At 35.1% G+C, this 16949-nt stretch carries 19 protein-coding genes; 2 read left to right on the forward strand and 17 right to left on the reverse strand.

Going from position 1 to position 16949, the window contains the following annotated elements:
- Positions 1-26 precede the first annotated feature (26 nt).
- The 13 genes from hflX to PBT89_RS00930 all read right to left on the reverse strand — a co-directional run bounded on the left by hflX (position 27) and on the right by PBT89_RS00930 (position 10090).
- The gene (gene hflX, locus PBT89_RS00870) at positions 27-1247 is read right to left on the reverse strand and encodes a GTPase HflX (RefSeq protein WP_270059598.1); all 1221 of its coding nucleotides are present in this window, start codon (positions 1245-1247) and stop codon (positions 27-29) included.
- A 118-nt stretch (positions 1248-1365) separates the two neighbouring features.
- Entirely contained in the window at positions 1366-2262 is an 897-nt protein-coding gene (locus tag PBT89_RS00875; RefSeq protein WP_270062984.1) for a DUF3078 domain-containing protein, read from the reverse strand.
- Between the two features lie 2 nt (positions 2263-2264).
- Positions 2265-2780, reverse strand: a complete 516-nt coding sequence (locus tag PBT89_RS00880; RefSeq protein WP_270062985.1) for a DUF2480 family protein — start codon at positions 2778-2780, stop codon at positions 2265-2267.
- A gap of 10 nt (positions 2781-2790) precedes the next feature.
- Positions 2791-3114 carry an iron-sulfur cluster assembly protein gene (locus PBT89_RS00885; protein WP_092539958.1) on the reverse strand — a complete coding sequence of 108 codons (324 nt, stop codon included), beginning with the start codon at positions 3112-3114 and terminating at the stop codon, positions 2791-2793.
- 1 nt (position 3115) lies between these two features.
- Positions 3116-3493 carry a SufE family protein gene (locus tag PBT89_RS00890; protein ID WP_084841237.1) on the reverse strand — a complete coding sequence of 126 codons (378 nt, stop codon included), beginning with the start codon at positions 3491-3493 and terminating at the stop codon, positions 3116-3118.
- 43 nt (positions 3494-3536) lie between these two features.
- A complete protein-coding gene (locus PBT89_RS00895) occupies positions 3537-3998 on the reverse strand; it encodes an META domain-containing protein (protein WP_270062986.1) in 462 nt (153 codons plus the stop codon).
- On the reverse strand, positions 3991-5229 hold the full coding sequence (locus PBT89_RS00900) for an aminotransferase class V-fold PLP-dependent enzyme (protein WP_270062987.1): 1239 nt from the start codon (positions 5227-5229) through the stop codon (positions 3991-3993). The genes PBT89_RS00895 and PBT89_RS00900 overlap by 8 nt, the downstream gene beginning before the upstream one ends.
- A gap of 48 nt (positions 5230-5277) precedes the next feature.
- A complete protein-coding gene (gene sufD, locus PBT89_RS00905) occupies positions 5278-6591 on the reverse strand; it encodes a Fe-S cluster assembly protein SufD (protein WP_270059593.1) in 1314 nt (437 codons plus the stop codon).
- A gap of 73 nt (positions 6592-6664) precedes the next feature.
- Entirely contained in the window at positions 6665-7417 is a 753-nt protein-coding gene (gene sufC, locus PBT89_RS00910) for a Fe-S cluster assembly ATPase SufC (RefSeq protein WP_270059592.1), read from the reverse strand.
- Between the two features lie 43 nt (positions 7418-7460).
- Entirely contained in the window at positions 7461-7844 is a 384-nt protein-coding gene (locus PBT89_RS00915; protein WP_270059591.1) for a hypothetical protein, read from the reverse strand.
- Between the two features lie 12 nt (positions 7845-7856).
- Positions 7857-9302, reverse strand: a complete 1446-nt coding sequence (gene sufB, locus PBT89_RS00920) for a Fe-S cluster assembly protein SufB (protein ID WP_270062988.1) — start codon at positions 9300-9302, stop codon at positions 7857-7859.
- A 35-nt stretch (positions 9303-9337) separates the two neighbouring features.
- Positions 9338-9727, reverse strand: a complete 390-nt coding sequence (locus tag PBT89_RS00925) for a four helix bundle protein (RefSeq protein WP_270062989.1) — start codon at positions 9725-9727, stop codon at positions 9338-9340.
- 33 nt (positions 9728-9760) lie between these two features.
- On the reverse strand, positions 9761-10090 hold the full coding sequence (locus tag PBT89_RS00930; protein WP_270059588.1) for a HesB/IscA family protein: 330 nt from the start codon (positions 10088-10090) through the stop codon (positions 9761-9763).
- 297 nt (positions 10091-10387) lie between these two features.
- Here PBT89_RS00930 and thiL point away from each other — a divergent pair, with 297 nt between their 5' ends.
- Positions 10388-11443: a thiamine-phosphate kinase gene (thiL, locus tag PBT89_RS00935; RefSeq protein WP_270062990.1), complete on the forward strand. Its 1056-nt coding sequence runs from the start codon at positions 10388-10390 to the stop codon at positions 11441-11443.
- Here thiL and PBT89_RS00940 read toward each other — a convergent pair.
- The 4 genes from PBT89_RS00940 to PBT89_RS00955 all read right to left on the reverse strand — a co-directional run bounded on the left by PBT89_RS00940 (position 11440) and on the right by PBT89_RS00955 (position 14933).
- Entirely contained in the window at positions 11440-11697 is a 258-nt protein-coding gene (locus PBT89_RS00940) for a DUF1660 family phage protein (RefSeq protein ID WP_270062991.1), read from the reverse strand. The genes thiL and PBT89_RS00940 overlap by 4 nt on opposite strands.
- Before the next feature lie 93 nt (positions 11698-11790).
- Complete coding sequence (locus tag PBT89_RS00945) at positions 11791-12561, reverse strand: alpha/beta fold hydrolase (RefSeq protein ID WP_270062992.1); 771 nt, start codon at positions 12559-12561, stop codon at positions 11791-11793.
- 67 nt (positions 12562-12628) lie between these two features.
- Positions 12629-13927 carry an aminopeptidase P family protein gene (locus tag PBT89_RS00950; RefSeq protein WP_270062993.1) on the reverse strand — a complete coding sequence of 433 codons (1299 nt, stop codon included), beginning with the start codon at positions 13925-13927 and terminating at the stop codon, positions 12629-12631.
- A gap of 241 nt (positions 13928-14168) precedes the next feature.
- Positions 14169-14933 (reverse strand): SDR family NAD(P)-dependent oxidoreductase, encoded by a 765-nt coding sequence (locus PBT89_RS00955; RefSeq protein WP_270062994.1) that lies wholly within the window; start codon positions 14931-14933, stop codon positions 14169-14171.
- A gap of 288 nt (positions 14934-15221) precedes the next feature.
- Here PBT89_RS00955 and asnB point away from each other — a divergent pair, with 288 nt between their 5' ends.
- Positions 15222-16904, forward strand: coding sequence for an asparagine synthase B (gene asnB, locus PBT89_RS00960; RefSeq protein ID WP_270062995.1), 1683 nt, complete (start codon positions 15222-15224; stop codon positions 16902-16904).
- Positions 16905-16949 lie beyond the last annotated feature (45 nt).

Raw genomic sequence — 16949 nt, forward strand, 5'->3', positions numbered from 1 at the left:
CTGTATGTTGATAGAATAATTTTTAACTACTTCTCTTCTCCGTATTTATCGTATTCGGGATACAGAAAATTATTATACGGAAATCTGGTAATATGAATTTGGCGTACAGCTTCGTAAACCTTTCTTCTAAAGTGCTCCATATTTTCCTTTTCTAAGGCTGAAATAAACAATACGTTATCACCAAGGCGATTCATCCAGGTTTGTTTCCATTCTGCCAGCGTATAGTGTGCTGTAGTTTTTTCAGTAACAAGATCGTCTTCTTCAATTTCTTCAGGAACGTATTGGTCGATCTTGTTGAAAACCATAATCGATGGTTTATCGGAACTTTTTATTTCATCCAAAATTTGGTTTACAGAATTGATATGATCCTCAAAATTAGGATGGGAAATATCAACTACATGTAAAAGCAAATCTGCTTCTCGTACTTCATCTAAAGTCGATTTAAAAGACTCTACAAGCTGTGTAGGTAATTTTCTAATAAATCCTACCGTATCTGTAAGAAGGAACGGTAAATTACGTATCACAACTTTTCTAACGGTGGTATCGAGTGTTGCGAATAGTTTATTTTCAGCAAATACTTCACTTTTGCTAATCGTATTCATTAACGTAGATTTTCCAACATTGGTGTAACCTACCAAAGCAACGCGCACTAATTGTCCACGGTTTCCTCTTTGCACTTCCATTTGCTTGTCGATCGTTTCCAACTTCTTTTTCAGCAAAGAAATTTTATCTCTAACGATACGACGGTCAGTTTCAATTTCGGTTTCCCCGGGACCACGCATTCCAATACCACCACGTTGACGCTCTAAGTGAGTCCACATACCGGCAAGACGCGGCAATAAATATTCATATTGTGCTAATTCAACTTGCGTTCTTGCATAGCTGGTTTGTGCACGCTGGGCAAAAATGTCTAGAATTAAATTGGTTCTATCTAATACCTTGCATTTTAATATTTTTTCAATATTCTTTTGCTGAGCTGGAGAAAGCTCATCGTCAAAAACAGCGGTTCCTATTTCGTTGTCAGATATGTACTGTCTTACTTCTTCCATCTTCCCGGTACCAATAAATGTTTTGGGATTGGGAAATTCCATTTTCTGGGAAAATCGTTTGGCAACTTCCCCTCCGGCAGTATAGGTAAGGAATTCTAATTCGTCAAGATATTCCTCTAATTTATCTTCTTTCTGATCTTTGGTTATGATCCCAATTAGAACAGCTTTTTCGTAACTTAAATCGGTCTTTTCAATCATAACTACAAAGGTACATAATAGATTAGTATTGTGATTTTTCAGTCGTTTTTTTCAAATAATTTTAACCAAAAAAGCCTGTAATTTTAAATACAGGCTTTCAAAATTTCGTATTTGTGTTTTAGAAATTATAATTAAACCCTAATCCAAAAACTTCCCTTACCTGAAAAGCTCCAACGGCATTGTCATCATAGATGGTTTGGAAAATGAAATTAGTCGATAATAATTCGTTAATCTTCATTTTTACATTAACCGTATAATCGATATCTACGTTTTGCGGATCTTCAAGGTAATTAGAATATAGGTTTAGAATGTTCTCCACTTTCACATTCTTTATCAATTCAAATTTTGCATAAGCAGAGATCGCAGCACCAAGTTCAAATCGCGCAGATTTTCCCTGATCTACGCCAAAATAGTCACCATCTTGATAACCATCTACACTGGTAAAATAAGAATCAACGATTATAAATCTTCCTGTTGCAGGTGCGATGTTTACATAGAAGTTTTCACTTTTCTTCCAAAGCATACCAGGACCAAACTGTAAATAAGCAGGAGATAAAAAGTTGGTGCGCTCGGTACGAATAGTTTCTCCCGTATCGGCATCTGTACTATAATTATAGCCTTTAGTAACTTGTGTTCTAAAGTTTGTAAAAAATGAATAAAACCAATTAGATTCTTCTACTTGCTTACCGGCAACCGAGTTGATCTCTAAGCGGTCACTAGTTTTTCTTGGAAATTCGTCACCTTTTTGCTTTGTCATTCCGTAGTCTACTAAAACTTTAGAATCCCAGGTGAAATCGTCTTTTAGATAATTGAAATCGTAATTAAAAATTAAGTTTCCAGAAATGTTGGAAGTTCCTCCTCCAGTCCATTCCGCATTAAAGGCCGATTGATTAAAAAGAAGTTGGATGTTACCTTCTGTTGTCCAACCTTCTTTTTGCTCTTCTGAATCGTCATCTTGAGCGTTCATGCTTAACGTTCCACCTAAAATTAGCAGGCTAAGTAAAAGTTTTTTCATTTTTAATTTTTTGGTTTTTTGTATAATGGTACTGAAGAGCATGCTTCACCATACATTATACTTTTCGCAATTGGTTGTAGTTTATTAATTAATAATAAATAGGCATTTTTAGGTACTGGCTTATTGGCACATCCTTTAATAATTACCGGTTTATCTTTTAATTCTGAAAGATCCATTTGCTGAATAACTTCAGTATAAAGAATGGTTTCTAGATCCTCTAAAGAGCCGTTAACCGTTTTTTTAGCATAGGGTTGAAGGTAGGTGGCTATAAGCATATAAGCCCATGCCGGGATAATAGCATCTGTACTGCATTCTAAGGCCACGTAACAATCCTGATACTGGCTCCAATCATGGTTTTTTGCCTCTTCTCTAAAAGTGCTTTCTCGAAGTACAAAACCTTCCAGCAGCCAGCCTGAAATATCAAAAGTCACTCTTCGACCTTTTGGATAATAATCCTCTAGATTAAAAGTGACTAATTTGCTATTTGCTACGCGATTTACGATTTCTTCTGTAGCCATAAACGTTCTTTTATAAAAGTCCTAATTCTAATTTAGCACCCTCGCTCATTAGATCCTGGCTCCACGGGGGATCAAAAGTAATTTCAACTTCAGCGTCTTTTACTTCGTTTAAAGATTTTACTTTTTCTTCCACTTCCTGAGGTAGCGATTCTGCTACCGGGCAATTTGGCGTGGTAAGAGTCATTAAGATCTTTACATCGTAATCTGTACTTACCATTACGTCGTAAATAAGTCCTAGCTCGTATATATCTACAGGGATTTCAGGATCATAAATAGTTTTAAGCACTTTTACGATTTTTTCTCCCAATTCCTGAGTGTCGATTTCCTGTTCCATTTTATTTTAATTGGGTTTGATATGCTATTGCATACATTTTTAGTTGTTTGATCATACTTACCAATCCGTTTGCACGGGTAGGAGATAAGTGTTCTTTTAATCCAATCTCATCGATAAACTGGGTGTCTGCTTCCAGAATATCTGAGGGATGATGCCCAGAAAAAGCTCTAATTAAAATGGCTACGATACCTTTTGTGATTATCGCGTCACTATCTGCTGTGAATTCCAGTTTTTCACCGTTCAATTCAGCATGAACCCAAACTTTACTCTGGCATCCTTTAATTAGATTTTCTTCAATTTTATATTTTTCGTCAATTAGTGGAAGAGATTTTCCAAGCTCGATCATATATTCATAACGTTGCATCCAATCGTCGAACATTGAAAATTCGTCTATAATTTCTTCCTGTATTTGCGGTATAGATTTACTCACTTTTTTCAGATTTTATAAGGCTTATTAAAACCTCATTATTACTTGATAATAATCTAAGTTCTTTTTCAGAAAAATCGAATTTGGTAATTTTCGGCAATATTTTAGAGATGGTATTCTCGTTATCCATTGCTCCCTGGCAAAATTTCCTGGTGCTTATCGCGTTAGAAAATGTAAGCTGATCTTTACCAATTTCGTATTCAGCGGCTATATTATTACAATCTGTAGTAATTGCCAGCCTTTTTTCTTCTGAAATAAAATCAAATATAAGATTCCCAAGATTCTCTTTCTTATTATTCAGTGTTTTAACCGAATATTCACCTGAAATTTCAGAATTATTTAACTTTTTTTGGTCGCTTTCGCTAAGATTGGGCGTTTCTTTAGGCTTATTTTCTTCTTTACAGCTAAAAATTAAAAGGGAACTAAAAATTGCTAAAATCGATAAAGATTTATGCAAGCATGGTTTTAGCTTTAATAACGGCTTTAATAAATGCATCTATTTCTTCTTTTGTATTATAAAACGAAAAAGAAGCGCGAACCGTACCCGGAATTTTATAAAAATCCATAATTGGTTGTGCACAATGGTGCCCGGTTCTCACAGCTATTCCCAATTTGTCGAGAATAGTCCCGATATCATACGGATGCATACCGTTAATATTGAAAGAAATTACGGCTGTTTTTTCTTTTGAAACCCCGTAAATCTCCATTCCGTCTATTTTCAGAAGTTCTTTTGTGGCATAATGAAGCAATCCTTCCTCGTAAGAAGCAATTTTATCAAAACCAAGAGCATTCATATAATCTAATGCTGCGCCAAAAGCGATCCCACCGCAAATATTAGGAGTTCCTGCTTCAAATTTATGTGGAAGATCGGCATAAGTAGTTTTCTCAAAAGTTACTGTTGCGATCATCTCACCACCACCTTGGTAAGGAGGTAATTTGTTTAGCCACTTTTCTTTTCCGTAAAGCATGCCAACACCGGTTGGTCCACACATTTTATGGGCAGATACTACATAAAAATCTACATCTAAAGCCTGTACATCTGCTTTGATATGTGGCGCTGCCTGGGCACCATCTATTAAAACTGCTGCATCATATTCGTGCGCTTTGGTGATGATTTTTTCAATAGGATTTACCGTACCTAAAGCATTGGAAACATGATTTAAAAATACAAGTTTGGTTTTTTCTGAGAGTAATTCTTCAAAAGCAGAATAGATTAATTCTCCCTCCTGGTTCATTGGAATTACCTTTAAAATCGCTCCAGTTTTTTCAGCTAAAATCTGCCACGGTACAATGTTAGAATGATGTTCCAAAGCAGAAACGATAATTTCGTCACCTTGATTTAGCAAAGAAGCAAAACCATTTGCAACCAGATTTATCCCATGAGTTGTTCCAGAGGTAAAAATGATTTCGTGTGCCTTTTCTGCATTAAAATGCTTTTGTATCGTATGGCGAGCATGTTCATACTTATCTGTAGCTTCCTGAGATAAAGCATGTACACCGCGATGAATGTTAGCGTTGTAATTTGAGTAATAATCTACAATCACGTCGATTACCTGCTGTGGTGTTTGTGAAGTTGCAGCATTATCAAAATAAACGAGAGGATAACCGTTAACTTCTCGTTTAAGAATAGGGAAATCCTCTCTAATTTTTTCTACGCTATATTCTAATGCTTCAGTAGCTGTACTCATATCTTAAAATTTTTGCTGAATAAAATGGGCTACTTAAAAAATAGCTATCTATAAATTGAAACCTAGTTCTACGCCTAGTTTTTCAGCAATAATATTATTGATTCTTTTTTTAATTTCAGGAATTTTGACGCTAGCTAAAACGTTGTTTGCGAAAGCATACATTAATAATCCACGAGCTTCTTTATGCGGAATTCCACGCGATTGTAAATAAAATAAAGCATCCTCGTCTAACTGTCCAATTGTACAACCATGGCTACAACGTACATCATCTGCAAAGATCTCTAGCTGAGGTTTGGAGTTTATCGTTGCTTTATCATCCACCAGGATATTGTTGTTGGATTGATATGCATTGGTTTTCTGTGCTTCTTTTTCTACAACTACTTTCCCGTTAAAAACACCTACAGATTTATCGGAAAAGATTCCTTTATAATCCTGGTGGCTCTCACAATTTGGATAAATGTGGTGTACCAGTGTGTTGTGATCTACGTGTTGTTTTCCTTCGATAATCGTAACTCCTTTCATGGTAGAGTCGATTCGTTCTCCTTTTTGATAGAAGTTTAGATTATTTCTGGTAAGATTTCCGCCTAAAGAGAATGTATGTACAGAACAATTGCTTTCGTCTTTCTGCTCGATAAACGTATTATCTATTAAAGAGGAACTTGTCTTATCGTTCTGGATTTTATAATAATCTACGATCGCACGACGATCTGCAAATACCTCTGTTACCGAGTTTGTTAGCACCGGATGATCGGTAAGACTTTGATGTCTCTCGATAATTTGTACATGAGAATTTTCGTCGACTACCACAAGGTTTCTTGGCTGAAGCAATAAAGAAGACTCATTTCCTGTAGAGAAATTTATGATCTGAATTGGCTTATCGGCCATTGTATTTTTGTGGATATGGATGTACGCACCTTCTTTGGTGAAAGCGGTATTTAGCGAATTAATACCGTTTTTAGGTGCTAGTTTATTGAAATAATTATCTATTACCGGCTTAAACTTTGTTTTGTTTAATGCAGAAGACATTAAACAAACATCGATCTTATCGTGTGTAGTGTTAGATAAATGAGAAGAATAAATACCATCGATAAATACTAAATCATAAGTATCGATATCGTGAATAAGGTATTGCTTGATTTGGCTATATTCTATCGCATCTTCCTTTTTAGGAAAAACACTGTAATCGTGCTTAAGAGTAGATTTTAAAGAAGTATATTTCCAATCTTCCTGCTTTTTAGAAGGAAACCCAAGCGTTTCAAATTCTTTAATCGCCTGGCTTCTTATTTGCTGAACATCATCATCCACCTGATATTGCTCGTCGAAAGCTAAAAATGATGATACTAATTTATCTTTTAATTCCATTTTCTTCAGTTTATCAGTTGTAATACAAATTCATAATTCGGGAAAATCCGATTGATTTTATTGAATTTCAGTATTAAACTGCGCTTTCCTGCTTAATCCAATCATACCCTCTTTCTTCCAATTCGTAAGCCAGTTCTTTACCGCCTGTTTTTACAATTTTACCGTCAATCAAAACATGAACTACATCTGGTACGATATAATTTAAAAGTCTTTGATAGTGTGTGATTACCAGAACGGCGTTGTTTTCGTTTCTAAGTTTATTCACACCGTTAGAAACAATTTTAAGAGCATCGATATCTAATCCAGAATCTGTTTCGTCTAAGATGGATAGTTTAGGATCTAGCATTGCCATCTGGAAAATCTCATTACGTTTCTTCTCACCACCAGAAAAGCCTTCGTTAAGAGATCTTGATAAAAATTTGCGATCTATTTCCAGTAATTCAGATTTTTCTCTGATAAGCTTAAGCATTTCGTTTGCTGGCATGTCTTCTAGACCATTTGCTTTGCGATGTGCATTAATTGCAGTTTTCATAAAGTTGGTTACAGAAACACCAGGAATTTCTACTGGGTATTGAAACGAAAGGAAAACGCCTTTGTGAGCTCTTTCTTCAGGATCTAATTCAGATAAATCTTCTCCTTCGAAAATAATTTCACCATCAGTCATTTCGTATTCTTCTTTACCTGCAATAACAGAGGATAATGTACTTTTACCAGAGCCGTTTGGTCCCATGATGGCATGTACTTCTCCTGGATTAATCTCAAGATTAATTCCTTTAAGAATTTCCTTTTCTTCTATACTTGCGTGTAAATTCTTTATCTTAAGCATAATTATATGGTATGCATTTGAGCATGCGCTCAAATTATGTTTGTTATTCTTTGCTATTATTTTTCGTGCTATCGGCTAAGACAGCTATAATTTCTCGTAATTCTAAATTTTTTCTAATCCCTGTTTGTCCAGGACTTTGCTTTATTTTACCTCTTACTTTAACCGGTATCATTTCAAAATCATCGGTTTTGTAAGCTTTTAACTGATGTGCTAAAGAGCGGCTTAGGCTATCGATTTCAACATTATAAATAAAGTCTTCTCCTCTAAAAAGTGCAGCTTCATCAGCATAAATAAAATTCCCTATAAGTGTAGGAACTGTGTCTTGTTCTGTTTCTATAACGGTACTTTTTTCAACAGTACTTTCAGGTTCTTCTTCACAGCCAATACAAATAAGCGCTAGTAAAAATATGCACAAAATCTTTTTCATGAGATTCTTAAATTATCCTACCGATCCTTCCAAAGAAATTTCAAGTAGTTTTTGAGCTTCCACAGCAAATTCCATAGGAAGTTTATTTAAAACCTCTTTACTAAAACCGTTAACGATTAACGCGATAGCTTTTTCAGTATCGATTCCTCTTTGGTTACAGTAAAAAATTTGATCTTCTCCAATTTTACTTGTAGTTGCTTCGTGCTCTACTTTTGCAGTTTTGTTTTTAGCTTCGATATAAGGAAACGTGTGTGCACCACATTCATTACCCATTAAAAGCGAATCACATTGTGAAAAGTTTCTAGCATTTTCAGCCCTAGGATTAATCTGCACTAAACCACGATATGAATTTTGTGATTTTCCTGCTGAAATACCTTTAGAGATAATGGTACTCTTAGTGTTTTTACCAAGATGAATCATTTTAGTACCGGTATCTGCCTGCTGAAAATTATTGGTTACAGCGATCGAATAAAATTCTCCAACAGAGTTATCGCCTTTTAGGATACATGAAGGATACTTCCAGGTTACTGCAGATCCTGTTTCTACCTGTGTCCATGAGATTTTTGCATTTTTTTCGCAAATCCCTCTTTTGGTTACAAAATTATAAACACCACCTTTACCATCTTTACTGCCTGGGAACCAGTTTTGAACGGTACTGTATTTTATTTCAGCATCATCTAATGCTACCAATTCTACTACGGCAGCATGTAATTGGTTTTCATCACGTGTTGGGGCAGTACAACCTTCTAAGTAACTTACATAACTAGATTCGTCTGCTACCACAAGGGTTCTTTCGAATTGCCCGGTACCTGCCTGATTAATTCTGAAGTATGTAGAAAGTTCCATCGGGCAACGAACACCTTTTGGAATATAACAGAAAGATCCATCACTAAATACTGCGGAATTTAATGCAGCATAAAAATTATCTTTCTTAGGTACAACGCTCCCAATATATTTCTTAACTATTTCTGGATGTTCTTTTATTGCTTCAGAAATAGAGCAGAAAATAATTCCTTTTTCAGCTAAAGTCTTTTTAAAAGTTGTAGTTACAGAAACTGAATCCATAACCACATCTACAGCAACACCAGCCAATTTCTTTTGCTCGTCTAGCGATATTCCAAGTTTTTTGAAGGTATCCAATAACTCAGGATCTACCTCATCTAAACTTTCGTATTTGGGTTTTTTGTTAGGAGCAGAGTAGTATGAGATGTTCTGAAAATTAGGTTTTTCATAATGAACGTTCGCCCATTCTGGTTCTGTCATTTTCTCCCATTCTCTATAAGCTTCGAGTCTCCATTCTGTCATCCATTCAGGTTCCTCTTTCTTCTTAGAAATTGCTCTAACAATATCCTCGTTCAAACCAATAGGAAAAGTATCAGATTCTATATCGGTATAAAATCCATACTCGTATTCTTTGGTTTCGAGTTCTTTTTTTAAGTCGTCTTCAGTATATGCCATCTCTGTATTTTATATTCAAGGCTCAAAATTTAAGGTTATTTAAATTTCGTTCCTTTAAAATCACTCTTTTGCAAATAGTCTATAAAACCATTTATTTGCCTGCTCAATGAAATAACTTTGCTCTTAAAATCTTCAAAATCATCTTCATTTAAATATCCGCGATCAAAAGCTCTATATATTTGTGATCTTGTCTCTCCATATGATGCCTTTGCAATTGAAAGAAATTGAATAAATTCTCTATTTCCGTTTCTTTCAAAACCTTCGGCTATATTATCCATTATAGAACCTGAGGATCCGTTTAACTGACTATATAATTTATAGTAATTTTTAAGATTTGTATTCTTTTTCAAATTATAAACAATCTGACAAATTTCTCTGGACTTCTGCCAAATTTCTAAATCTTCAAATTGTTTAATCGTCGCCAACTTCGAATTTTTAACCTTTAATTTTAAACTTTTTTAAAGGGAAAAACTTTCTCCACATCCGCAGGTTCTTTGGGCGTTAGGATTATTAAAAATAAATCCTTTTCCATTTAATCCGCCAGAATATTCTAAAATAGTTCCGGCAAGATATAATACACTGCGTTTATCTACCACAATTTTAATATTGTTGTCTTCAAAAAGTTTATCATCTTCAGCTTTAGCTTTATCGAATTTTAATTCATACGATAAACCTGAACAACCGCCACTCTTTACGCCGACACGCACAAAATCCTGAAGGCTGTTAAAACCTTCTTCTTCCATAAGAGCAGAAATCTTTTTTCTTGCGTCTTCACTAACTTTAATCATAGCTAAAAAAGATTATTTTAAATCGGTTACAAATATACATTAAAACAAGCGTTTTACCATAGCGGCAATATTTGTTTTAAGAATGCATTGATAAATGTATTCGATTGAAATTTAATGCTATTGCAACACCGGAATTGGCAATAGCAGGATTGTTTTGTTACAAAAACCTTCCGATGGTCTGTTATTCTTAATGCTTTAGTAGGATTTTATTATAAACCTTTCATTAATACATATAAAATCTGTTTTGAATATGCAGTTGAAATAATATTCGTTTATTTTGCATAAAAATTATTTGCAATGTTTGATAATAGTGGGCAAACCAGAACAAGTTTATCTGAGTTAGGAGAATTTGGACTTATAGATCATCTAACAAAACACTTTTCACCTAAGCATACTTCTACTGTGAAAGCAATTGGCGATGATGCTGCTGTGCTTGATTTTCAAGATAAGCAGACCTTAGTAAGCACAGATATGCTTGTTGAAGGAGTTCATTTTGATCTTGCTTATATGCCGCTAAAGCATTTAGGATATAAATCGGTAATGGTTAATGCATCCGATATCTACGCAATGAATGCTAAAGCGACACATATTACGGTTTCTGTAGCGGCGTCAAATCGTTTCCCGGTAGAAGCTTTAGAAGAATTGTATGCAGGGATTAAATTGGCTGCAGATTTATATAATATTGATGTTGTGGGAGGGGATACCACTTCTTCAACTTCAGGACTTTTTATTAGTATTTCTGTATTTGGGGAAGCAGATAAAGAAGACATCGTTTACCGTAGTGGTGCCAAGCCAAATGATTTACTGGTAGTAACCGGTGATCTGGGAGCTGCTTACATGGGGTTACAGGTTTTAGAGAGAGAAAAACAGGTTTTTAAAGCCAATCCTAATGCTCAGCCAGATTTGGACCAGTATACCTATTTGATCGAACGTCAACTAAAGCCGGAAGCTCGTAAAGATATTCCGCCACTTCTAAAAGAACTTGGGGTTAAACCAACATCTATGATCGATATTAGTGATGGTTTATCTTCTGAAATAATACATTTATGCAAAAACTCAAAAACAGGAGTGAGTCTTTACGAGGAGAAAATTCCTTTGGATCCTGCAATGATATCGGTATGCGAGGAATTTGAGATTGATAGTACCACTATTGCTTTAAGTGGCGGTGAAGATTACGAACTTCTGTTTACTATTTCCCAATCAGATTTCGATAAAATTAAGGGCAATCCTAATCTTACCGTAATTGGACATATGAATGATGAAAATGCCGGTATGCATTTAATTACACGTGCAAACCAAGCCATTCCATTGGTCGCCAGAGGTTGGAATTCGATGGATGAAGATAAAGCTTAAGAAGCTTTGGCGTAATGGCGCAATCGACGGTTTTTACGTTTTTTGTGGATTTTGGCGATGTAATTATTCGTATCCTTAAATTTCTTTGTTAGGGGTGCTAAAAATCCATTCGCTGTATCTGTCATTTCTTGTCCGCAATTAGCGCATTTGTATTCGTGCACATGATCGGTGACATTTTTAGTCACCTTTAACTTATGGCCAAAAATCTTGCAGTATACTTTAGCGAAAGAAAATTTATTGGGGGTGTCTTTCATAAAAGCTTGATTTTTAATTTTTTGACAGCATAAAGTTACTAAACTCTTACGAAATTCCCAAAAAACAGCCAATTTTTTGTTAAAGATTATTTTTTAGCTCTTTGATTGTAAAAAATGTAATAATTGATCTTTATTCTCAATATATGATAAATGACCGTCGGGGAAGGCTATCAAATTGGTATGTGTGCTTTTTGCAATTTGAGTTATTTTTTTTGTATCTAATACCGGATCTTGCATACCTAAGATTATAAATTTATTCCCGTTAAATTGCTTTAAAGCTTCAGTGCTATCCTCGCGGTCTCTCATCCCCAACGTAGCTGCAATTATATTTTTTGAAGCCATTTTATGTGCTTCACTTTTTAATAGCTCAATTTCTGGTTTGTATTTTTTGTTGTTTTCAGCGGTAAGAAGATTAGATATCGCCATACTAACAAAAGCTTTTTTATTTTTTCTTACTAGGCTGGCTACTCGATTTCTATTTTCTTTTTTTTCAGAAGTGTCTTCAGTAGGAGAGGAATTAACAAGACTTATTTTAGTGATTTTTTTAGGATGTTTTTTTAAGATCTCCATAATCACGTAGCCACCCATCGAATGTCCTGCGAAGCTAGCTTGTTTAATTTCTAAGTAATCGAGCACAGTAATTACGGCATCGCACATGTCTTCCATAGAATGGACCTCGCCGGTACTCCCAGATTCGCCATGTCCTAAAAGATCAATCGTGACAACCTGGCGATCTTTAGAAAGTAGTTGCTGGTAGTCTCTCCAAATTTCTTTTGTTTCTAAAAATCCATGTAAAAGTATCAAAGGATTGCCTTTTCCCTTTGTTGTAAACTTTAATTGTGTATTTTTATGCAGTATTTTCATAAGCATTACATTAAAAAAGGCCGCAAAATTGACGTAACAATCAATTTATGTGGCCTTTTTGTATTTTTTATGAATTCATAAGTTCCTCAATCTCATCGGCTTCGATTGGGATATTACGCATTAAATTAAAAGGTTCTCCCTGTTCCTGGATTACAACATCATCTTCAAGTCGAATTCCGAAACCTTCGTCAGGTAAATAGATTCCAGGTTCAACAGTAAAAACCTGATTGGCTTTCATAGGTTCAGTTAATATTCCGTAGTCATGTGTATCCAAACCAATATTGTGAGCTGTGCCATGCATAAAATATTTCTTGTAAGCTGGCCAATCTGGGTTTTCATTTTGAACATCGGCTTTATCTAGTAATCCAAGATCAAGCAATTCTGAAGTCATTAGTTTTCCAACTTCTTTATGAAACTCGTCCCACATAGTTCCCGGTCTAAGCCATTTTGTAGATTCAGACTTTACTTTATTAACGGTGTTGTAAATTTGCTTTTGGCGATCGGTGAATTTTCCAGAAACCGGGATTGATCTTGTCATATCGCTCGAATAGTTAGCATACTCGGCTCCTGTATCTAGTAATATAAGCTCTCCTGCTTTACATTGTTGATTATTTTCAGTGTAATGGAGAACGTTGGCATTATTTCCGCTGGCAATAATAGGAGTGTATGCAAAACCTTTAGAGCGATTTCTAATCATTTCGTGCCAGTATTCAGCTTCGATTTCATATTCCCAAACACCAGGTTTTGTGAATTTAAGAGCTCTTCTAAAGGCTTTTTCGGTAATATCACATGCTTTTTGCATCAAATCCAATTCTATAGGATCTTTAACAGATCGCAATCTTTGAAGAATAGGATTACTTTTCGCAACACGATGTGCTGGATATTTTTCTTTACACCATTTTATAAATCGATCGTCTCGAGTTTCTGTTTGTATACTTCCCTGAACGCGATAATGTTCATTTTTATTGAAATAAATTGTTTCTGACTGCGCCATAATTTCAAAAAATACTTTTTCAAAATCTTGAAGCCAGTACACTGTTTTTATTCCGCTAACCTCAAAAGCCCTTTCTTTTGTAAGTTTTTCGCCTTCCCAAACAGCAATGTGTGGATTGGTTTCTGTAAGAAATAGAATTTCGCGATGTTCTGGTTTAGGAGCTTCCGGGAACAACACTAAAATAGCTTCTTCCTGGTCTACACCACTTAGATAGAATAAATCGCGATTTTGCTGAAATGGCATTGTGCTATCGGCGCCAATTGGAAAAACATCATTGGCATTAAAAACAGCTAATCCTCCTGGGGCCATACGCTCCATGAAGTTTTTTCTGTTTTTGATAAAAAGTTTTCGGTCTATTTGATCGTATTTCATGATAATTATTTCAAAAGTTGCTTCAAAATTAAAAAACATCAAGTACAATGCCTGTTAAGCACAGACTAATATTTCTATTTTTTCAAGAGCTTAAAGCAGTTTCTTTTCGTGTTTTCAAGTTTATTAAAAATTTGTAGTTACTATGTGGGTGATATTTTTCTTCGATTTATGCAAACTGGATAAACTAAAAAAGGAATCCGTTTTATGGATTCCTTTTATATATAAAAACATTTAAAAATGCTTAAGCTTTCATTCCGCCATCGATTACAAATGTTTGGCCGTTTGCATAAGAGGCATTATCAGAAAATAGGAAGCAAACCATATGCGATATATCTTCGGGTGTGGCGTATCTTCCTAGCGGAATGGTAGATTCGTAAGCTTTTTTTACATCGTCTCCATGTCCTGGATTTACGCCATCTTCAAGAGAACGCATCATACGATTATCTACAGAGCCGGGGTTTACGCAATTTACACGCACCTTTCTCTCTCCCAATTCTAAAGCGGCAGTTCGCATAATTCCTATAACCGCATGTTTAGATGTGATGTAAGAAACCATTTTAGGAGAACCTTGTAAACCGGCTACAGAAGATGTAATTACAATACTACCTCCATCTTCAATTTTTGGCATTACATGCTTCATTCCTAAGTAAGTGCCTTTTACATTAACCTCCATCACTTTATCAAAAATGTCATCTGGATACTCCTCTAGAGGTGCTACTTTACCTTCTATACCGGCGTTATTAAAGAAATAATCAATTTTACCATAACGCTCAATACAGGTGTCTACGTAATTTTTTACATCCTCTGGTTTACTTACATCGGCGACAACGTAGGAAATATTTAAATTCTCTTTTTTTGCGGCCGATTCTTTTTCTTTTAAAGATTCTTTATCGATATCAACTAATAATACATTCGCACCTTTTTCTGCTAATTCTAATGCAGTAGTATAACCAATGCTTCCGGAACCGCCCGTGATTATTGCTGTTTTATCTTTGAAATTACTCATAATATTGAATTTTACCTTAAAGTTACAATTATTGCTTCATTTTGAGTCTTAAAGAAATATTATAAATATGTTATCAATTCTTGCACTTTTAAAATAAGCCTGAGATGCTGGATATAAAGAATTTTACTGCTGAAAAAAAATCACTATATTTATACTTCTGAATTTTTATTATTTAATCATATTTTGATTAAATGGTTTAGAAATGTAATCGAAATAGGTGTTGTGACTTTTTTAATGAAATGATTAATCGATATTTGTTTCATCTTTAATACTTAAAATTTTAAAACTGTGTGTGGAATTGTATGTGCGTTCGATTTAAAAGAGAAGTCTGATGATTTAAGACCTCAATTATTAGAAATGGCCAGATGTTTAAGACATCGTGGTCCAGACTGGAGTGGGATTTACAGTAATGATAATGTGATTATGGCGCACGAGCGTCTTGCTATTGTCGACCCAATTTCAGGAGGGCAGCCATTATTGTCTAAAGATGAAAAATTAATACTTGCCGCAAATGGCGAAATATATAATCATAAGAAATTAAGAGAGCAGTGCCCAGATTACGAGTTTCAAACAGCATCAGATTGTGAAGTGATCCTTGCTTTATACAAACAAAAAGGCGCAAAGTTTCTTGATGACCTTAACGGAATCTTTGGTTTTGCGATCTATGACGTTGAAAAAGATGAGTACCTAATCGCAAGAGATCATATGGGGATTATTCCGTTATATATTGGATGGGATCATAACGGTACTTTTTATGTAGCTTCAGAACTTAAAGCTTTAGAAGGAAAATGTTCGAAAATCGAATTATTTCCTCCTGGTCACTATTTATCTAGTAAAGAAGAAGGTTTCCAGAAATGGTACGAGCGTGATTGGATGGATTATGATGCAGTTAAGGATAACCCAACCAGTATCGAAGACTTAAAAGAAGCTTTAGAAAAAGCGGTACACCGCCAGCTAATGAGTGATGTTCCTTATGGAGTTTTACTTTCTGGAGGTTTAGATTCTTCAATAACTTCAGCAGTCGCTAAAAAATATTCAGAAAAAAGAATAGAAAGTGATGATAAAGATGCTGCATGGTGGCCAAGACTACACTCCTTTGCTATTGGATTAGAAGGTTCACCAGATCTTGCCGCTGCACAAAAAGTTGCTGATCATTTAGATACGGTACATCACGAGATTAAGTTTACTATTCAGGAAGGTCTAGACGCGATAAAAGATGTAATTTATCATTTAGAGACTTATGATGTAACTACGATTAGAGCTTCCACGCCAATGTATTTAATGGCCAGAACCATCAAATCTTTAGGGATTAAAATGGTGCTTTCTGGAGAAGGATCTGATGAACTTTTTGGTGGGTATCTGTATTTCCATAAAGCACCAAATGCGAAAGAGTTTCACGAAGAAACCGTTCGTAAATTAGATAAATTACATCAATACGATTGTTTAAGAGCTAATAAATCACTTTGTGCCTGGGGAATCGAAGGGCGTGTACCATTCTTAGACAAAGAGTTTATGGATGTTGCAATGCGTCTTAACCCTGAAGATAAAATGATCACTGGTGAGCGTATAGAAAAGTGGGTGCTAAGAAAAGCTTTTGAAGATTACTTGCCAGAAAGTGTTGCTTGGAGACAAAAAGAACAATTTTCTGATGGTGTTGGATATAGCTGGATCGATACTTTAAAACAGTTAGTAGAATCTGAAGTGACAGATGAGCAATTGAAAAACTCGCACTTCAAATTCCCAATACAGCCACCAACAAGTAAAGAGGAATACTACTATAGATCTATATTCTCTCAGCATTTCCCAAGTGATGCTGCGGCATTATCTGTTCCTTCAGTTCCTTCAGTGGCTTGTAGCACGCCAACAGCTTTAGAGTGGGATGAATCTTTTAAAAATATGAACGACCCATCTGGTAGAGCAGTTGCCAATGTTCACTCAGATGCTTACAAAAAAGATCTTGTAGAAGGCTAATTCTGAATTAAATTAAATAAAAAAGCTATTCAAAATTCGATATTT

Origin of the sequence: Zunongwangia sp. HRR-M8 (assembly GCF_027594405.1) — a bacterium.
In the GTDB taxonomy this organism is placed as follows: Bacteria; Bacteroidota; Bacteroidia; order Flavobacteriales; family Flavobacteriaceae; genus Zunongwangia.